Annotated in this window: 15 protein-coding genes and 1 pseudogene; 11 read left to right on the top strand and 5 right to left on the bottom strand. The window is 73.2% G+C overall.

The genetic code is table 11. The annotated features are described in order from the left end of the window. Nucleotide 1 precedes the first annotated feature (1 nt). The gene (locus ACFY2B_RS13685) at nucleotides 2–2854 is read left to right on the top strand and encodes an NHLP bacteriocin export ABC transporter permease/ATPase subunit (protein WP_390763314.1); all 2853 of its coding nucleotides are present in this window, start codon (nucleotides 2–4) and stop codon (nucleotides 2852–2854) included. Nucleotides 2855–2858: 4 nt separating this feature from the next. Here ACFY2B_RS13685 and ACFY2B_RS13690 read toward each other — a convergent pair whose 3' ends face one another. Beyond that, complete coding sequence (locus ACFY2B_RS13690; protein WP_390763315.1) at nucleotides 2859–3386, bottom strand: SRPBCC family protein; 528 nt, start codon at nucleotides 3384–3386, stop codon at nucleotides 2859–2861. 5 nt (nucleotides 3387–3391) lie between these two features. After that, nucleotides 3392–3736, bottom strand: coding sequence for an ArsR/SmtB family transcription factor (locus ACFY2B_RS13695; RefSeq protein ID WP_390763316.1), 345 nt, complete (start codon nucleotides 3734–3736; stop codon nucleotides 3392–3394). A 171-nt stretch (nucleotides 3737–3907) separates the two neighbouring features. Between ACFY2B_RS13695 and ACFY2B_RS13700 the strand changes: the two genes are divergently transcribed. After that, a complete protein-coding gene (locus ACFY2B_RS13700) occupies nucleotides 3908–5416 on the top strand; it encodes an MFS transporter (protein ID WP_390763317.1) in 1509 nt (502 codons plus the stop codon). Nucleotides 5417–6043: 627 nt separating this feature from the next. Then, nucleotides 6044–6607, top strand: a complete 564-nt coding sequence (locus ACFY2B_RS13705) for a hypothetical protein (protein ID WP_390763318.1) — start codon at nucleotides 6044–6046, stop codon at nucleotides 6605–6607. 639 nt (nucleotides 6608–7246) lie between these two features. Here the strand turns inward: ACFY2B_RS13705 and ACFY2B_RS13710 are convergent. Together ACFY2B_RS13710 and ACFY2B_RS13715 are read right to left on the bottom strand one after the other, a co-directional pair. Then, a complete protein-coding gene (locus ACFY2B_RS13710) occupies nucleotides 7247–7624 on the bottom strand; it encodes a toxin Doc (RefSeq protein ID WP_390763319.1) in 378 nt (125 codons plus the stop codon). Between the two features lie 4 nt (nucleotides 7625–7628). Next, a complete protein-coding gene (locus ACFY2B_RS13715) occupies nucleotides 7629–7874 on the bottom strand; it encodes a hypothetical protein (RefSeq protein WP_376528188.1) in 246 nt (81 codons plus the stop codon). 207 nt (nucleotides 7875–8081) lie between these two features. Between ACFY2B_RS13715 and ACFY2B_RS13720 the strand changes: the two genes are divergently transcribed. The 5 genes from ACFY2B_RS13720 to ACFY2B_RS13740 all read left to right on the top strand — a co-directional run bounded on the left by ACFY2B_RS13720 (nucleotide 8082) and on the right by ACFY2B_RS13740 (nucleotide 14677). Then, complete coding sequence (locus tag ACFY2B_RS13720) at nucleotides 8082–8588, top strand: methylated-DNA--[protein]-cysteine S-methyltransferase (RefSeq protein ID WP_390763320.1); 507 nt, start codon at nucleotides 8082–8084, stop codon at nucleotides 8586–8588. A gap of 10 nt (nucleotides 8589–8598) precedes the next feature. Next, nucleotides 8599–9321, top strand: coding sequence for a 2OG-Fe(II) oxygenase (locus ACFY2B_RS13725; RefSeq protein ID WP_390763321.1), 723 nt, complete (start codon nucleotides 8599–8601; stop codon nucleotides 9319–9321). A gap of 204 nt (nucleotides 9322–9525) precedes the next feature. After that, nucleotides 9526–10473 carry an RNA polymerase sigma factor SigJ gene (gene sigJ, locus ACFY2B_RS13730; protein WP_390763322.1) on the top strand — a complete coding sequence of 316 codons (948 nt, stop codon included), beginning with the start codon at nucleotides 9526–9528 and terminating at the stop codon, nucleotides 10471–10473. After that, the gene (locus tag ACFY2B_RS13735; RefSeq protein ID WP_390763323.1) at nucleotides 10470–11948 is read left to right on the top strand and encodes a cytochrome bc complex cytochrome b subunit; all 1479 of its coding nucleotides are present in this window, start codon (nucleotides 10470–10472) and stop codon (nucleotides 11946–11948) included. The genes sigJ and ACFY2B_RS13735 overlap by 4 nt, the downstream gene beginning before the upstream one ends. A gap of 326 nt (nucleotides 11949–12274) precedes the next feature. Further along, nucleotides 12275–14677, top strand: coding sequence for a SpoIIE family protein phosphatase (locus ACFY2B_RS13740; RefSeq protein ID WP_390763324.1), 2403 nt, complete (start codon nucleotides 12275–12277; stop codon nucleotides 14675–14677). Nucleotides 14678–14713: 36 nt separating this feature from the next. Here the strand turns inward: ACFY2B_RS13740 and ACFY2B_RS13745 are convergent, their stop codons facing one another. After that, complete coding sequence (locus tag ACFY2B_RS13745; RefSeq protein WP_390763325.1) at nucleotides 14714–15259, bottom strand: RNA polymerase sigma factor; 546 nt, start codon at nucleotides 15257–15259, stop codon at nucleotides 14714–14716. Nucleotides 15260–15303: 44 nt separating this feature from the next. Between ACFY2B_RS13745 and ACFY2B_RS13750 the strand changes: the two genes are divergently transcribed. From ACFY2B_RS13750 to ACFY2B_RS13760, 3 genes and pseudogenes are all read left to right on the top strand, one after another. Continuing rightward, nucleotides 15304–16710, top strand: a complete 1407-nt coding sequence (locus ACFY2B_RS13750) for a serine/threonine-protein kinase (RefSeq protein WP_390763326.1) — start codon at nucleotides 15304–15306, stop codon at nucleotides 16708–16710. Nucleotides 16711–16858: 148 nt separating this feature from the next. Then, nucleotides 16859–17575, top strand: a complete 717-nt coding sequence (locus tag ACFY2B_RS13755; RefSeq protein ID WP_390763327.1) for a DUF4232 domain-containing protein — start codon at nucleotides 16859–16861, stop codon at nucleotides 17573–17575. A gap of 198 nt (nucleotides 17576–17773) precedes the next feature. Then, nucleotides 17774–19011: pseudogene (locus ACFY2B_RS13760) on the top strand (hypothetical protein). The last annotated feature ends 34 nt before the right edge of the window (nucleotides 19012–19045 follow it).

Genomic DNA, 19045 nt, shown 5'->3' on the forward strand with positions numbered 1-19045 from the left:
GATGACGGACGCGCACGGCGGCGACCTGGTCCTCGGCGCGCTCGGCGCGCTGGGCACGCCGATCGACTGCGGCGGTTCGAGCCGCCTGGACCTGGCGGGCCCGCAGACGCTGTGGCTGGTCGCGGCCGGTGCCCTGGACCTGTTCGCGGTGGACGCCGAGCAGCAGGGCCACTGGCACCACCTCGGCCGGCTGGAGGCGGGTGCGTTGCTGCTCGGCCCGGTGGCAGGCGCCCGGCACACCCTGGTGGCCCGTCCGCTGCGGGACTGCGTGGTGCGCCGCATCGGGCTGCGCGAGCTGTACCAGGAGCCGCAGACCGACAGCTGGTCCTACGACGAGTACGGCAACCCGCAGTACGTGCCGCCGACGTCGAGCCCGCTGGAGTACGCGCTCGCTCTGGGAGTCGGCCGCGGTCTGTCCGTCCTGTTCCAGGCGCCGCTGGCGACCGAGCGGGCGGCCGAGGACGGGGGTACCCCCGTGCGCGCGTACGCGGGGACGGGGGACGACGATGACGTCTTCTGGATGCAGGTGCCGCCGGGCAGCGTGCGGTACGGGTCGGTGTACGGCGCGGAGGCCGCGGACGACCTGCTGATGGACCCGGCCCTGTGGCAGGGCATGGTCGATCAGCAGTTCAGGCTGCTGACCGCCCTGGACCGCTGGATCGAACAGCTGGAGCGCACCCACGAGACGCGCACGGCCGCCGGGATCAAGGCGGGCGAGGCGGCCCGGGCCCAGGCCGACCGCACCCTGCTCGCCTCGATCGGCAGGGCGTCGGCGAAGCCCGTCACGGCCGCCGACGCCGATGCCACCTACGCCGCCTGCAAGCTGGTCGCCCGGGCCGCCGGGATCACGCTCGCCGAGCCGCCGCGGGCCGGCACCGGGGACGACCGGCTCGACCCGGTCGAGCGGGTGGCGCTCGCCGCCCGGGTGCGCACCCGGGCGGTGCGGCTGACCGGCCGCTGGTGGCGGGACGACGTGGGTCCGCTGGTCGGGCACCGGGCGCTGTCCGGGGCGCCGGTGGCGCTGCTGTGGCGGCGCGGCGGCTATGTGGCCGTGCATCCGGCGACCGGCCGGGAGACCCCGGTGGAGAAGGCCAACGCCGAGGAGTTCGAGCCGCGCGCGGTAATGTTCTACCGCCCGCTGCCCGACCGGATGCCCGGCCCGCTCGGACTGCTGCGGTTCACCACCCGCGGCAGCGGCGGCGACCTGCTGGCGCTGCTGTTGTCCGGCCTGGTGACGGTCGCGATCGGCGCGCTCGTGCCGATCGCCACCGGCAGGGTGCTCGGCGAGTACGTGCCCAAGGCCCAGCAGGGGCTGATCGTGCAGGTCTGTCTGGCCGTCATGATCAGCGGGGTGGTGGCGGCCGCGTTCGCGCTGCTCCAGAACCTGACCATCCTCCGGCTGGAGGGCCGTATCGAGGCGACGCTCCAACCGGCCGTCTGGGACCGGCTGCTGCGTCTGCCGACCGGGTTCTTCACCCGGCGCTCGACGGGCGAACTGGCCAGTGCCGCCATGGGGGTCAGCGCCATGCGGCGGATACTCGCGGGCGTCGGCCCGGTGGTCGCCCAGTCGGGGACCGTGGGCGCGATGAACCTGGCGCTGCTGTTCTGGTACAGCGCGTCGATGGCGCTGGCGGCGCTCGGCATGCTCGTGGTCGTCGCGGCCGTGTTCCTGGGCCTGGGGCTGTGGCAGGTGCGCTGGCAGCGGCGGCTGACGGTGCTCGGCAACAAGCTGAACAACCAGGCGTTCCAGACGCTGCGCGGCCTGCCGAAACTGCGGGTGGCGGCGGCCGAGAACTACGCCTACGCCGCATGGGCGGCCGAGTTCGCGCGCAGCCGTGAACTCCAGCAGCGCGTGGGCCGGATCAAGAACCTGACCACGGTGCTGGGTTCGGTGTACCTGCCGGTGTGCACGCTGCTGATGTTCATGCTGCTGGCGGGTCCGGCCCGGGGCAGCATGTCGGCGGCGGCGTTCCTCACCTTCAACACCTCGGTGACCATGCTGCTCACCTCGGTCACCCAGCTGACCGGCTCGTTCGTCTCGGCGGTGGCCGCCTGGCCGCTGTTCGAGGAGATCCGGCCGGTGCTGGAGGCGGTACCGGAGGTCCGCAGGGCGAGCACCCGGCCCGGCCCGCTGTCCGGTGCGGTGGCGGCCCGCCGGCTGTCCTTCCGGTACACCGACGACGGACCGCTGGTCCTGGACGACGTGTCGTTCGAGGTGCGGCCGGGCGAGTTCGTGGCGGTCGTCGGCCCCAGCGGCTGCGGCAAGTCGACCCTGCTGCGGCTGCTGATCGGATTCGACCGGCCGCTTTCGGGGAGTGTGCTGTACGACGGGCAGGACCTGGCGGCGCTCGACCAGTCGGCCGTGCGCCGCCAGTGCGGGGTGGTGCTCCAGCACGCCCAGCCGTTCACCGGGTCGATCCTGGACGTCATCTGCGGGACCGAGGCGTACACGCCCGAGGAGGCGATGGCGGCGGCCGAACTGGCGGGGCTCGCCGAGGACATCAAGCGGATGCCGATGGGCCTGCACACGATCGTCTCCGGCGGCGGCGCGGTCTCCGGCGGGCAGCGGCAGCGCCTGATGATCGCCCAGGCGCTGATCCGGCGGCCGCGCATCCTGTTCTTCGACGAGGCGACCAGCGCCCTGGACAACGACACCCAGCGCACGGTCATCGAGAGCACGCGGGCGCTGAACGCCACGCGGATCGTCATCGCCCACCGGCTGTCGACGGTGCTGGACGCGGACCGGATCATCGTGATGGAGGACGGCCGGATCATCCAGCAGGGCCCGCCCGCGGAACTGCTCGCCGACACCGGGGGCCGGCTGCACGAGCTGGTGCGGCGGCAACTGGCCTGAGGGGTCAGCCGAGTCCGGGCACGGGTGCGCCGGAGGGGACCCCGGCCGCGAGGTAGCCGGCGTAGAACTCCTTCCAGGGCGCGCTCATGCCGGCGTGCGAGCCGGTGAAGGTCTCGCCGCGGGCCAGCGCGTCCAGGGCGGCGAGGCACACCTCCCAGCCGGCGCCGTTGCGGGCGGCGGTGTCCTCGGCGGCGAGGACGTTGGTGAGGGTGAAGCGGGTGCGCCGGCCGTCGGCCTCCTCCAGGTCGAAGTGGAGTTCGTCACCGCCCCAGTCGAAGGACAGGTGCCGGGGCGGGTCGACGGCGAGCACCCGGCCGGTCGACTCCGGCATGTTCGGGTCGCCGGCGAACCGGATCGCGCCGCCCGGCCGCAGGTCGATCTCGGCGCGGGAGGGGAACCACCGGGCGAGTTCACCGGGGTCGGTCACGAACCGCCAGACGCGGTCGACCGGGTGGTCGTAGGTGCGGCTGAAACGGACGGCGGAGCGGCCGTCGTCCAAGGTCACAAAGGTTCCGGTGAGTTCGGCCGGCATGGTGTTCAGTCCTTCGGGGCGGAGGGTCGCGTGCGGTCGTCCGACGTCTCGTCGAGGCGGCGCCCCAGGGCGTCCAGGCTGGTGTTCCACAGCCGGCGGTAGGGGGCGAGCCAGGCGTCGAGTGCGGACATCGGGGCCGGGTCGAGGGCATAGACGCGACGCTGCGCCTCCTGCCGGACCCGTACCAGCCCCGCCTCCCGGAGCACCTTCAGGTGCTTGGAGGTGCTGGGCTGGCTCAGACCGCACGCCTCCACGATCTCCCCGACGGCCCGCGGGCGCTCCAGGAGGAGCGCGACGATGGCCCGGCGATGGGGGTCGGCGAGAGCCGCCCAGAGCATGGCGTCGGACATGGCAGCAATATGCCTCCAGGGTTATATGCCTGTCAAGGAATACAAAACCTTGCCCTCCACATCGAAACGTTGCCGTTTCGCTCGCGATGGTCTAGCCTCGATGCGTACGAAACAGTTTCGTTCAACTTCTCTTCACCAAACCCAGAACGACTTCCCTGGAGCGGTTCTCCCATGCCTCAGAAGACCCTGCCCGACGACGCCCTCGCGGGTGCCGTGGAGGCACCGCCCGCGGCGGCGCCCTCGCCGCGGCGCTGGTGGATCCTCGCGATCATCGCCGTCGCGCAGCTGATGGTGGTGCTCGACGCCACGATCGTGAACATCGCCCTGCCGTCCGCACAGGCGGACCTCGGTTTCTCGGACGGCAACCGGCAGTGGATCGTCACCGCGTACGCCCTCGCCTTCGCCTCGCTGCTGCTGCTCGGCGGGCGCATAGCCGACCTGTTCGGCCGCAAGCCGGCCTTCCTCGTCGGCATCGTCGGGTTCGCCGCCGTCTCCGCGTTGGGCGGTGCGGCGAACGGCTTCACGATGCTGGTCATCGCCCGCGCCCTGCAGGGTGCCTTCGGCGCTCTGCTCGCGCCCGCCGCGCTGTCGCTGCTCAACACCACGTTCACCGACGCCCGGGAGCGGGCTCGGGCGTTCAGCGTGTACGGCGCGATCGCCGGCGCCGGCGGTGCGGTGGGGCTGCTGCTCGGCGGCGTCCTCACGGACGCGCTCGACTGGCGCTGGACGCTGTACGTCAACGTGGTCATCGCCGTGGTCGCCTTCATCGGCGGTTCGGTGCTGCTGACCAACCACCGCGACGGCGCGGGCTCCAAGCTCGACGTGCCGGGCACGATCCTGGTCGCCACCGGTCTCTTCGCCATGGTCTACGGCTTCTCCAACGCCGAGACGCACGACTGGGGTTCGCCTCTGACCTGGGGCTTCCTGATCGCGGGTGCCGTACTGCTGGCCGCGTTCGCCTGGTGGCAGACCCGCGCCGCGCACCCGCTGCTGCCCCTGCGCATCCTGTTGGAGCGCGGCCGGGCCGCCTCGTACATCTCGGTGCTGATCACCGGCGCGGGCATGTTCGGCGTGTTCCTCTTCCTCACCTACTACCTGCAGCTCAACCTCGGCTTCAGCCCGACGAAGACCGGTGTGGCGTTCCTGCCGATGGTCGGCGCCCTGATGGTGACCGCGCAGCTCGGCACCACGGTGCTGCTGCCCAGGATCGGTCCCAAGACCGTGATCTCGCTGGGCTTCGCCGTCGCCGCCGTGGGCATGGCCTGGCTGACCGGCATCGGGGTCGGCTCCGACTACGCCACCGCGGTGCTGCCGCAGCTGATCGTGACCGGCGTGGGTCTCGGCCTGGTCATGCCGCCCGCCATGCAGTTGGCCACCGGCGGGGTCGCCGCCGAGGACGCGGGCGTGGCCTCCGCGACGGTCAACGCCATGCAGCAGGTGGGCGGTTCGATCGGCACGGCGCTGCTGAACACGCTCGCCGCGAGCGCCGCCACCGACTATCTGGCCGGCCGGGACGCCACCAGCAAGGCGGTCCAGGCGCAGGCGACCATCGAGAGCTACACCACCGCCTTCTGGTGGTCGGCCGGCCTCTTCGCGGTGGGTGCGCTGATCGCGCTGTTCCTCTTCCGCCGCGGCGCGCCGCAGCAGGTCTCCGGTACCGCACCCGTCGTGCACATGTGACGACCGTACGGGCTCCGCGGGGCCGCTGAGCGGAGCCACCAGACGAGGGGCCGCCGTCCACAGGGAGACGGCGGCCCCTTCGTCGTCCCACCCCTTCGTCGACCGGCCGCAGCGTCGCCCGGCCGCATCGTCGTCTCGTCGCCTGCCACGACGTCACAGGCGGGCGCCCGGAACCCGGGCCCGCTCGCGGGGGTCGGGCCGTCCGGCGGCCGTGTTCCCGGGGGCGGTGGGCGGCCCCACTCCGTCCACCGCCCCCGGCGCGGGACCGCCGCCGTGCCGGAGCCCGCGCTCGCCACCCGCGGGTTCGGTGCGGCAGACGCGGCGGCCGTCGGGTGCCGCCGCCCGGCCGGGCCGACGGCGCGGCGGCGAGGACGAGTCTGCCGAGTCCGCCGCCGAAACTCACCTCCGACCCATACGTTTCAGTAACCTCACGTATGGGATCAGTGGCGTGAAGTGACGGAACCCGAACGCCTCACCCCCGGAACCCCGCGGCTCTTGATCGGCTCACGCCTGCGGCTGGCCGGATTCCGGTGCCTCGGCAAAAGTCCTGAATCATTCCGGTTCCGCTCTCGGCGGACCTCTCCCCCACCCCTTGTGTTCGCACACCGGCGGAGTAATCGTTATTACATGATTACGGCAGAGGAACGAGAGAAACTGCGCGGCTGGTTCACCGGCCGGGTGCCGGAGGACCTCTTCACCGAGCTGGTCGAGGTGACCGTGGACCGCGAGGAGATCACCGTCGTCGGCCGCATACCCGAGCCCCGGCTCACCGACGGCACCACGGAGGCCGAACGGGCGGCGGCCGTCGAGGGCCGCATCCAGGAGTTCCGGGAACGCACCCGCGAGGCCCGGATGGCGGTGGCCCACGAGGCCGAGCACCGGTTCGGCCGGAAGGTGTCCTGGGGCGTGGCCTGCGGCCCGCGTCAGGCCCTGTTCACGCATGTCGCGGCGCCGGTGATGACCCGGCTGCGGCAGCCGGAGCGGCAGGTCCTCGACACCCTGATCGCCGCAGGTGTGGCCCGCAGCCGCAGTGACGCCCTCGCCTGGTGCGTACGCCTGGTCCAGCGCCACACGGACGACTGGCTCACCGAGCTGCGCACGTCCCTGGAACACGTCCAGCGGGTGCGGGCCCAGGGACCCGACACCGGAGAGGCAGCCGGCTCACCCGGCGACGAGGCGGAGGAAGGCTGATCGACGAGGCAGGGAGGACGCAGCAAGGAGACGGACGACTACGCGGGACGACGGTTGCCGACACGGAACGACGGTCGGCGGGAGGGAGAACGGGGGATGGCACGCCTGCAGCATGTGATCCGCCGGCTGTCGGCGGAGCCGGTCCGCACACCGCGTACGGCCGTTCCGCACACCGCGCCTGTCCCCGCGGAGGTCCGGCACGCGCCCGGCAGACCGCTGTCCGTCGGGGAAGCCACCCTCCAGCACGGGCGGTTCTCCCTCGCACGACTCACGCACGACCGACAAGGCACGCGCGCACGTTCGGCCGCCCTGAAGGAAAGTCAGAATCCACGCGGGAAACGGCTCTTGGCGCCCGGCGCGGCATGCGGGCGAGCACCCCGTGTGAAAGGTGTGCACGCGACGGTCCGGCGCGCACGCTGCCGACACACCAGGCCGGGTGGTCCACTGGGATCCGGCCCTCCTCGAAGGCCCCGCGCGGGACGGCGGCTCTCCCGTGTGAAACCGGCCGCCGACCCCGTTCCTCCCGCCCGCGGTCGGCGGCCCCGGGCGGGGGGCCGGCGGCCGGGGGCCGATTCCCCCCCGGCCGCTGCCGCCCGGCGGTCCCCGGTCCGGACTCACCGGGTCACCGGGGCGCCGGGCTCACAGCTGCCAGGAGCGGAGCCGGTCGGCCGCGCCGTAGACGTCCGTCTTCCCCGACATCAGGTCGCGGGCGAGGTCGACGAGGGCGCCGTAGGGCGGGTCGGTGCCGACGCCGCTGGCGAACATGTAGGCCACGGCCGCGGCGCAGGCGAAGCGGGCGTTGGCCGACGGCAGCGGCCTGAGCAGGGCGAGGGTGTGCAGCAGGGCCGCGGCCCGCCAGGCCGGGTCGGAGTCCACGCCGAGCCGGGGCGGGTCCACCCGGTGCCGGGCGACGGCGGCGACCAGCGCCGAGAAGTCGTCGACCGTGGGCTGGTCCGGCAGCACTTCCTCGTGTCGCTGGAGCAGCCAGGGCACATCGATATGGATGACGGGCGGCATCGGTTCAGGCGGCCCGTCCCACGCCCTTGGCGGGGGGTTCGTCGTCCGGGAACGCGGCGGCGAACTCGGCCGCATGGGCCGTGAAGAAGCGCCGGAACGCCTCGGCACCCTCCTGCAGCGCCCGGTGCCGGGCGATGTCGGCGGCGGCGGCCTCGCGTACGAGTGCCTTCATCGACGTACCCCGCTCCTTGGCGATCTGCCGCAGATCCTCTAGCTCGCGTTCGCTGAACTCCACATTGAGAGCTGGCATGCGCTCACGGTACCGCTCGGGTACTTACCGGTAAATACCAGCAGGTCAAGTGCCATGCCTCGCGGTACCCACGGCGCGTGAGCACCATGTCCGACTTCCGCCGGTGCCGCGCCCGTCCGCGCAGCAGACTCGTAACCGGAATCCCCCGGACCCATGGACCGGGACGACCGGGGGCCAGGACGACCGGAGACGAAGGAGGCGGTCACGATGGCCCTGTACACCCTCCACGACAGCCCGCTGGGCGAACTGCTGCTGACCGGCGAGGAGTCGCCCGGCGGCACCGTGCTCACCTCGCTGTCCATGCCGGGGCGGCGCGGCGCACCCGGTACCGGCCCCGGCATGCGCCGCGACGAGCGGGCCTTCGCCGTGGCGACCGCCCGACTGGACGCGTACTTCGCGGGCCGGCTCACCCGGTTCGAGCTGCCCCTGTCCGCCGCCGGCAGCGAGTTCCGGCAGCGGGTGTGGCGCGCCCTGGACGACATCCCGTACGGCACCACGACGACGTACGGCGCGCTGGCCGAGCGGCTGGGCGTGCCCCGGGCGGAGATCCGGGCGCTCGCCGCCGCCGTGGGCGTCAACCCGCTGCTGCTCGTCCGCCCCTGCCACCGGGTCATCGGCGCCGACGGCTCGATGCGCGGGTACGCGGGCGGGGTGGAGCGCAAGGTGCGGCTGCTCACCCATGAGGGCGCGCTGCAACCGCTGCCGGTGGGCTGAGGCGGCGGTCATGCCCCTCACCCACGCCCTGGCCGGCCGCCGCGTCGCCGACACCGACTGGGGCGCGCTCGCCGCGGAGCTGGACGCCCACGGCAGCGCGTCCACGGCGGAACTGCTGACACCCGCCGAGTGCCGCGAGCTGGCCGCCCTGTACGAGAGGCCGGAGCTGTTCCGGACCACCGTCGACCTGGCCCGGCACCGGTTCGGCTCCGGCGCCTACCGCTATTTCACCCACGAACTGCCCGCCCCGGTGGCCGCGCTGCGTGCCGCGCTCTACCCGCGGCTGCTGCCCGTCGCCCGCGACTGGGCGGCACGCCTGGGCCGGCCCGCGCCGTGGCCGGACTCCCTCGACGCGTGGCTGGCGCGCTGCCACGCGGCCGGCCAGGACCGGTCCGCGCAGATCCTGCTGCGCTACGGCACGGGCGACTGGAACGCCCTGCACCGGGACGTCTTCGGAGAACTGGTCTTCCCGCTCCAGGTCGTCATCGCCCTCGACGAGGCGGGCCGCGACTACACCGGTGGTGAGTTCCTGATGGTCGAACAGCGGGCCCGGGCGCAGTCCCGGGGCACCGCGACCGTGCTCCGGCAGGGCCGCGGCCTGGTGTTCACCACCCGGGACCGGCCGGTGCCGTCCCGGCGCGGCTGGTCGGCGGGATCGATGCGGCACGGCGTGAGCACCGTGCGCTCCGGCCGCCGGCACACGCTCGGCCTGGTGTTCCACGACGCGTCCTGAGGCCCGCAGGGGCGGCACACCGGCGCGGTGCCCTCGGGCCAGGGCCCGTCTGGCCGTCTGCCGCAGCGCGCGCAGCGCGATGCCGAGGAGAAGCGGCGCGGCGCCGCGCCGATGAGACGTACGTCACTTTTCACCCCAGCGACGTCACATTCAGGGTCGCCGGGTGCCTCGCAGTGGTGAGCGCGCCATCGGGGAGGCACACGCATGACGCAGAACCCAGCCGGTTCCGCCGCCGGCCGTCCGGCCGACGACCCGGCCGACGAGGCCACCGGTCATTTCGTCGCCCACCGCGAGCTGCTGTTCCGGCTCGTCTACAACATGCTCGGCAGCGTCGCCGACGCCGAGGACGTCCTCCAGGAGACCTGGCTGTCGTGGGCGTCCCGGGGCGGCGGCGCCCCGCCGGCCGAGGTCGCCCATCCGCGCGCCTATCTCGCGCGGATCGCCGTCAACCACGCGCTGCGACGGCGGTCCGCGATCAGCCGGCGCCAGGAGACGTACGTCGGTCCCTGGCTGCCCGAGCCGCTGGTCGCCCCGCCCGGGGAGGACGAGGACCCGGCCCTGCGCAACGAGTCCGTGTCGCTCGCCATGCTGGTGGTGCTGGAGTCGCTGACCCCGCTGGAGCGCGCGGTGTTCGTGCTGCACGAGGTGTTCGGGTACGCCCACACCGAGATCGCCGGCATCCTCGACCGCAGCCCGGCGGCCGTACGGCAGCTTGCACACCGCGCACGGTCCCATGTGCACGCCCGCCGGCCGAGGTACGAGGCTCATCCGCGGGTGCGCCGGGAGGCGACGGAGCGGTTCGTGCGGGCCGCGCTCGGCGGGGACCTCGGGGGGCTGCTGGAGATCCTGGCGCCGGATGTCACGGTGTGGACGGACGGCGGCGGCAGCCGCAGGCCGGCCGGGCTGCGCCCGGTGCGCGGCCGGGACAAGGCGGCCCGCCTGATCACCGCGCACGCCACCCGGCACGACCCGCGCGGCCTGGAGCTGCGCTACCGCAGGGTCAACGGGGACGAGGCGGCGGTGCTGTTCGACGGCGACGCCGCCTACGCCGTGATGGTCATGGACCTCACGCCCGACGGCGAGCGGGTGTCCGGGGTCTACATCGTGACCAACCCCGAGAAGCTCACGCACGTCCGCAAGGAGGAGGCGTGAGCGGGGACCGGCGGAGGCGGCGGCCGTCCTCCTCGGAGCGCGTCGCCGACTGGGCCGACGGCCGCCTCGGCATCCACATCCTGGCCAGGCAGTACCTGCGGAAGGTCTTCCCGGACCACTGGTCGTTCCTGCTCGGGGAGATCTGCCTGTACAGCTTCGTCGTGCTGGTCCTGACGGGCGTCTACCTCACCCTCTTCTTCCACCCGTCGATGAACGAGGTGACGTACCACGGCGGTTACGTCCCGCTCAACGGCATCCGGATGTCCGAGGCGTACGCCTCCACGCTGCACATCAGCTTCGACGTGCGCGGCGGGCTGCTCATCCGGCAGTTGCACCACTGGGCGGCGCTGGTGTTCGTCGCGGCGATGCTGACGCACATGATGCGGCATTTCTTCACCGGGTCGTTCCGCAGGCCGCGGGAGCTGAACTGGCTGTTCGGCTGGGCACTGCTGTTCCTCGGGCTGTTCGAGGGCCTGTTCGGCTACTCGCTCCCGGACGACCTGCTCTCCGGGACGGGCCTGCGCTTCGTCAACGGCGCCCTGCTGTCCGTGCCGATCGTCGGCACGTACCTGTCGATGTTCCTGCTGGGCGGTGAATTCCCGGGCCATGACATCGTCGCCCGCTTCTACTCGCTGCACGTCCTGCTGCTCCCGGGCGTGATGGCGGCGCTGGTGGTCCTCCATCTGCTGCTGGTCGTCCACCACAAGCACACCCAGTTCGCGGGCCCCGGCCGCACCGAACGCAATGTCGTGGGCGCCCCGTTCCTGCCGGTGTACCTGGCGAAGGCGGGCGGCTTCTTCTTCCTGGTGTCGGGGTTCCTCGCACTGCTGGCGGCGGTCGCGACCGTCAACCCGGTGTGGGCGTACGGTCCGTTCCGCGCCGACCAGGTCTCCACCGGCGCCCAGCCCGACTGGTACCTGGGGTTCGCCGAGGGGCTGGTGCGGATCATGCCGGGCTGGGAGATCGACCTGTGGGGCCACACCCTCGTCCTCGGGGTGCTGATCCCGGTGGTCGTCTTCCCGCTGCTCCTGCTGTTCATCGGCGTCTGTCCGTTCCTGGAGGGCCGGATCACGGGCGACGACCGGGAGCACCACCTCCTGGACCGGCCGCGCGACCGGCCGGTGCGCACGGCCGTCGGGGCATCCTGGATCAGCCTCTATCTGGTGCTGCTCGCGGGCGGCGGCAACGACATCGCGGCGACCCGGCTGCATCTGTCGGTCAACGCGGTGACCTGGGCGATCAGGGTCGGCGTCGGCGCCGTACCGGCGGCCGTGTTCGTGCTCACCCGGCGCATCTGTCTGGGGTTGCGGCTCAGGGACCGGGAGCTGGTGACGCACGGCCGGGAGACCGGGGTGATCGAGCGGCTGCCGAACGGCGGGTACGCCGAGGTGCGGCGACCGCTGGACCCGGCCCGCCGCCACACCCTGACCGCACACGAGCGGCCGGGGGAGCCCGCCGAGCGGGAGAAGACCTGACCCGGGCCCGTCGCGGACCGGGGCCGGCCGGCTGTTGTCCGGCGGGTCCGGGTCGACGGCACGGCCCCGCCAATGCCCCTGTCCGTCACGGGAGTCGGCCTCGCGGCCACCGGTGGTGCACGGGAGGTCCGGCGTGGCCGGCGGGCCGAGGCGGGTCCGCGGGGCCGCTCCCCCCGCTCGGATTCCGTCCGGCCGGATCATCCTCCTCCCCTCCGGCCGATGGGCCCGGCGGGCTCGCGTAGCCGTCCGCCACCGGAGCCGAAGCACTACGCTGGAACACAAGTGACGCACCTGCTCACTGTGAGTGTGCGCTTGGGAGTGGCGAGATGAGCCCGGTCTATCCGTTCGACGACGCGACGACGGCCCGGGCTGTCATCAGTGACGACGGCATCCTGGTCGAGTGGAACGGGGGCGCCCGGCGGCTGCTCGGCCACACCGCGGCCGACGTCGTGGGCCGCCCCGCGGCCCGGCTGCTCGCCGGTGACGGCGTCCCGGCCGCCCCCGCCGGTCCCCGCTGGCACGGCACGGTCGGCCTGCGCCACCGGGACGGCCGCACGGTGTCGGTCTGGCTGCTGGCCCACCACCGGTCGCCGCGCGCCGGCCGCCCCGGCGACTGGCTCGTCGTCACCCCGCTCGCCGACGACGCGCCCGACACCGCCCACGACCCGCTGACCGGCGCGGCGCTCGACCAGTCCCCGTGCGCCATCGCGGTCTACGACGACCGGCTGCGGCTGTGCTGGATGAACGACGCCATGGCCGGGGTGATCGGCCTGCCCGAGGCGCGCCTTCGGGGCCTCAGGATGTCCGAGATCGGCGGCGACCTGGTGAGCGACGACATGGAGGACGCCCTCCTCGACGTGCTCACCGGCGAGCGGCCCCGGGACGTGCGGACCCATACACGCGCCGGCGGCGAGGAGCGGGCGCACGCCTGGCTGGTCCGGATGGCCCCCGTCCGCGACACCGACGGGCGGGTGCGGGGCGTGTCCGTGGCCGCCCACGACTTCACCGACAACTACTTGGCCCGGGAGCGGCTGCAACTGGTCAACGAGGCGAGCATACGCATCGGCAGCACCCTGGACGTCACCCGGACGGCAGAGGAACTGGCGGCCGTGTGCGTACCCGCGCTCGCCGACTTCGTCACCATCGACCTGATCGACCCGCACGGCCACAGCGGCGAGATCGCGCCGCCGGTCAACGCGCCGGTCACGCTGCGCCGCATCGCGCACCGCTCCGTGCTGCCGGGCGACCCCGAGGCGGTGACCGAGATCGGCCAGCTCGCCGTCTACGCGGAATTCTCCCCCCAGGCCGACTCGCTCGTCTCGGGCCGCCCGGTCGTGGGCTCGCTGCCGTCCGACCGGTTGACCCGGTGGCTGGCCGCGGACCAGGCGCGCGCCCTGCGGTCCCAGGAGTACGGCGTCCACGCCATCATGATCGTGCCGATCCAGGCCCGCGGGCTGACCCTCGGGGTCGCGGGCCTCGCCCGGCACCGGAGCCCCGGCCCGTTCACCCCCGACGACGTCCTGCTGGCCGAGGAGGTCACGGCCCGGGCCGCGGTCTGCATCGACAACGCCCGCCGCTACTCCCGCGAGCGCGAGACCGCCATCGCCCTGCAACGCAGCCTGCTGCCCCGAACGCTGCCGCGCACGGCCGTCGTGCAGGCCGCGTCCCGCTACCTGCCCGCGGCCCGCGCCGGGGTGGGCGGTGACTGGTTCGACGTCATCCCGCTGTCCGGGATGCGGGTCGCCATGGTCGTCGGGGACGTCGTCGGCCACGGCATCCAGGCATCGGCCACCATGGGACGGCTGCGCACCGCCGTACGGACCCTCGCCGACATCGACCTGGCCCCCGACGAGCTGCTCACCCACCTCGACGACCTGGTGGTCCGGCTGTCCGAGGAGTCGGGCGAGCCGGGCGACGAGGCCGGCACCGGCGAGGTCGGCGCGACCTGCCTGTACGCCGTCTACGACCCGGTGTCGCGGCGCTGCACCCTGGCCCGCGCCGGGCATCCCCCGCCGGTGCTGGTGCCGCCCGGGGGCACCCCTCGCCAGCTGGACCTGCCCGCCGGGCCGCCCCTGGGCCTTGGTGGGCTGCCGTTCGAATCGGCCGAGGTGAAGCTGCCCGACGGCAGCCTGCTCGCGCTGTACACGAACGGTCTGATCAGCAACCGGGACTGGGACGCCGGCGCCGCCCAGCGGCTGCTGCTCGACGCCCTGGCGACGCGCAGGGGCAGCGCGGGCCCCGCGGACTCCCTGGACGAGACCTGTGACCGGATCCTGCGGTACCTGCTCCCGCCGGACGGCGTCCCGGACGACGTGGCCCTGCTGCTGGCGCACACCCGGGGGCTGCCCGCCTCCCAGGTGGCCGCGTGGGACATCCCGGTGAATCCGGCCCTGGTGGCGCCGATCCGCAAGAAGGTCGTGGAGCAGCTGGACACCTGGGGGCTGAGCGGGATCGCGTTCACCTCGGAGCTGGTGGTGAGCGAGCTGGTCACCAATGCCATCCGGTACGGCGCGCACCCCATCCGGCTGCGGCTGGTCCACGGTACGGACAACCTGATCTGCGAGGTGTCGGACAGCAGTCACACGGCACCGCACCTGAGGCGCGCCAAGACCTGGGACGAGGGCGGCCGGGGACTGCTCCTGGTCGCCCAGCTCACCCAGCGCTGGGGCAGCCGGCACACGGCCGAGGGCAAGACGATCTGGGCGGAGCTGACACTGGCCGAGGAGTAGCGGCCGGCCGTTCCGGGTCGGCCGCTGCTCGGGCGATCAGGCGATCAGCCAGGGACGCACTTGTTTGCGCGCCTCGTGCAGCCGGGACTTGAGCGTGCCGAGCGGGATACCGATGCGCTCGGCGATCTCGGCGTACTCCAGCTGGCAGATGTCGCGGAAGACCAGCGGCGCGACCAGGTCGGGGCGCTCACGCTCCAGCCGGTCCAGCGCCTCCAGCAGGTCCAGCCGGGAGCCGGCGATGACGCTGGTGGTGCGGGGGTCCACCCGTTCGATGGGCTCGATGGCGGCGGGCTGCTCGGCGGCCCGCCGCTTGAGTTCGCGGTACTTCTGCCGGGCGCAGTTGGAGACGACCGTGAACAGCCAGGTGCTGAAGCGGCTGCGGCCCTCGAAGGTGGAGATTTTCCGGGCGATCTGCAGGAGGACGTCCTGCGCGGCCTCCTCCGCGTCCTCCCGGCACGGCAGGAAGCGTCCGCAGCGCCGGACGACCTCCGGCCGGACCTCGGTCAGCAGCCGGTTCAGGGCCGCCGGATCACCGGCGGCGGCAAGCCGGGCGAGGTCTTCGGTCATCGCCGGGTCATGCACGGGTGGCCCCCTAGAAGTCGATCTCAAGGAGGCATGATAGTCCCATGCAACCCCGCGAACGGATCGGCCGCTACCTTCTGGAACGACGCCTGGGCACCGGTGCCTTCGGCACGGTGTGGCTCGCCCACGACGACCAGCTCGACGCCCCGGTCGCGGTGAAGGTCCTCGCCGACAACTGGTCACACCGCCTCGACGTGCACGACCGGTTCCTCTCCGAGGCCCGGCTGCTGCGCCGGGCCGACTCCAAACGAGTCGTGCAGGTCTACGACATCGGTGAACTGCCCGACGGCAGACCGTACTTCGTGATGGAGTACGCGGACGCGGGCACCCTGGCCGACCTCACGGCCGCGGGTCCGCTCCCGGTGCCGCAGGCGCTGCGGCTGACGGCGCTGGCGGCGCGCGGCGCCGCGGCGCTGCACGAGGCGGGGATCGTGCACCGCGACATCAAGCCGAGCAATGTGCTGCTGCGCTCCGCGTCCGACGGCAGCCGCCGGGTGCTGCTGGCCGACCTGGGGCTGGCCAAGAACCTGGCGCAGGGATCGGGGCTGACCCAGGCCGCCGGATCGGCCGGGTACCAGCCGCCCGAGCAGGCCGAGCCGGGCGCGGGCATCGATGCGCGCGCCGACGTCTACAGTCTCGGCGCGGTCGGCTACGAGCTGGTGACGGCCACGGTGCCGGCCGCCCCCGGCAAGGTGGTGCCGCCCGAACAACTGCGGCCGGACCTCGACGAGGAGGTCGTGCGGGCCCTCATGCGCGCGCTGGAACCGGACCCGGAACAACGCTGGCAGAGCGCGCAGGCGTTCGCGGAGGAGCTGGACCGGCTGGCGGCGCGGACCTCCGTGCCGGCGCCGACCTCCGCGCCGGCGCCGGGCAAACCGCCCAAGGCGGTCAGGAAGCGGTCCGGCGCCCTCGGGCTGGCCGGTGCCGCGGTGCTCGCGGCCGGGGCCGCGGCCCTGGCCGTCACGCTGCTGAACCGGCAGGCCGCGCCGGACACGGTGCGGATCACGGACACCACCGGCCGGATCGCGGCGGACGTCCCCTCGGCCTGGGCCCGCCGGCTGCGCGACTCCGGCTGGGACCCGAAGGCGCTCGGCCTGGACTCCGCGCAGGAACCGGGGCTGGCCGTCGCCGACGACCTGTCCCACTGGCAGGACCTGACGGCCCCGGTGAACGGCGTGTTCATCGGCCTGAGCGAGCACGGCGACGTGACGCCCGAGGTGGACGCCCTCACCCACACCGGCTGTCACTACGCCGGCAGCCGTGCCTTCAGCGACACGCGGTGGCGGGGCCGGATCCGGACCTGGGACGGCTGCACCGGCGGCGGCTCGGTCACGGAGGCGGCGCTGTCCTCGGCGGACGGCAAGGCGCAGCCCCAGGTGTATGTGCAGATCCGCGAGCACGGGGGCGCGGACGCGACCGACGGGATACTCCGCTCGCTCCGAGTCACCTGAGAGGGCGGCAGCAAGTACGGCGGGGCGGGGAAGAATGGCTGTGGGGCGAACCTTTCCCGCGGCCCGTGCATCGGAAGGTGATGACGGCGCCCGGCGCCCCGGGCACGCATCCGGCGCATGCCCCGTAGACCCAGGAGTGTTGACAGACATGGCGTACACCTCCCAGACCCCGCACCGGGCGGCGTTGCTCGTGGCCTCCGTCGCCGTGCTGGGCCTCTTGACCGCCTGCGGCAACGAGACCGGCACCCAGGGCAGCCCGCAGAAGGTCTCGGGCATGGCGGCACCCGCGACCGGCAGCCCGACGACGCACGACAGCGCGGCGGGGAACACGCCGGCGGGCGCGGCGACGCCACCACCGGTGCAGACGGGCGGCGAGGCCGCCGCCGGCGGCGCGTCCTCCCCCACCCCGCCGTCCGCGGGCGGCACGTCGGCCACGGCCGGCGGCGGCTCCCGCTGCCACACCTCCGAGCTGAGCGCCACGGTGGGCGGCAACAACCCGGGCGCCGGCCAGGAGAACTTCCCGGTCGTGCTCACCAACAAGTCCTCCCGCACCTGCACCGTGCGCGGCTTTCCCGGAGCGGCCTTCGTGAGCGCCGCCGGCGAACAGCTCGGCCCGGACCCCAGGCGTTCCTCGGGCACGTCCGCGACGGTGACGCTGAAGCCGGGACAGCACGCCTGGGCGGGACTGACCTTCTCCAACCCGGAGGTCAGCGGGGCCCGGACGGCGACGCCCGCGGCACTGCTGATCACCCCGCCCGACGAGCAGGACCCCCTGAAGGTGGCGTGGACGGCCGGCGAGGTGCCGGTGTCCGGGAACGCGTCCTCGGTCTCCCTGTCCGTCTTCGCCCCCGGAAGCGGCGCCTGACCCCCGTACCCACCCCCCACCGACCCCGCCGTCCGCTTGCCGGACGGCGGGGTTCGTCATGACGGCACCACGACTGTCACAGCGCGGAAACGGGTCCCGGCCGTGCCGATCTTTCCTCCGCGACCGCACATCGAACCCGACGACCGCACGGTGAAGCGGCCCCGCCCGGGGCCCGTGACGAGGAATTCGGGGACGAACATGAGCGGCATCTCACGCAGGCGCATGCTGACCGCGGGAGCGACGGCGGGCGCCCTGGGCGCCCTCTCCGCCTGCTCGAAAGGTACCTGGAGCGCGGGTGGCGGCCTAGCCGCGGGCGGTGCGGCCACGCAGCAGGCCAGGCCGGTGCGGCCGATCGGGGACGGCTCCACCGCGGACACCGGTGCCCAGCCGAAGCAGCCGAAGGCCACCCGGCTCGCAGCGGGCACCCGGCCGCCGCAGTTCGTGGTGTTCTCCTGGGACGGCGCGGGCGAACTCAGCAACCAGCTGTTCTCCCGGTTCCGCAAGGTGGCGGCCGACCACGGCGCGTCGATGACGTTCTTCCTCAGCGGCATCTACACGCGCCCGAGTCCAAGAAGCACCTCTACCACCCGCCGCAGCACGAGGTCGGCGCCTCCGCGATCGGCTATCTCGCCGACCGGCACATCCACGCCACGCTCCAGCAGGTGCGCGCCGCCTGGCTGGAGGGCCATGAGGTCGGCACCCACTTCAACGGGCACTTCTGCGGCGAGGACGGCGTGCGCAACTGGTCGTCCGCCCAGTGGCGCAGCGAGATCGACCAGGCGATCGACTTCGTCACGAACTGGAAGACGAACACGGGCTTCACCGACCTCGAACCGCTGCCCTTCGACTACCGCAAGGAGCTGACCGGCGGCCGCACCCCGTGCCTGGAGGGCCAGTCCGCGCTGCTGCCGACGGCCGCCGCGCTCGGCTGGAAGTACGACGCCAGTTCCCCCGGCGGGCTGCAGATCTGGCCGAACAAGGTGCAGGGCGGCAGGATCTGGGACTTCCCGCTGCAGTCCATACCGTTCTCCGGACACTCCTTCCAGGTGCTCTCGATGGACTACAACATGATGGCCAACCAGTCCGAGGGCAGTCCGACCGGCGACCGTTCCCAGTACGAGGCGTGGCGCACCCAGGCCCGCGACACCTATCTCGCCGGGTTCCGCCGTGCCTACGAGTCCAACCGGGCGCCGTTCTTCATCGGCAACCACTTCGAGCGCTGGAACGGCGGCATCTACATGGACGCCGTCGAGGAGGCCATCGGGGAGATGGCCAAGTTCGACGACGTGCGTTTCGTCTCCTTCAAGCAGTTGGTGGCCTGGCTGGAGGCGCAGGACCCGGCGGTGCTGCGCCAGATGCGCACGCTCAACCCGGGGCAGTCCCCGACCGGCGGCTGGGCGGAGTTCCTGGGCGGGGCCGGTGCCGGCTCCTCGTGACGGCCGGCCTCCCCGGCGGCCGCTGCCGATCGGC

Source organism: Streptomyces sp. NPDC001270, assembly GCF_042896695.1.
In the GTDB taxonomy this organism is placed as follows: Bacteria; Actinomycetota; Actinomycetes; order Streptomycetales; family Streptomycetaceae; genus Streptomyces.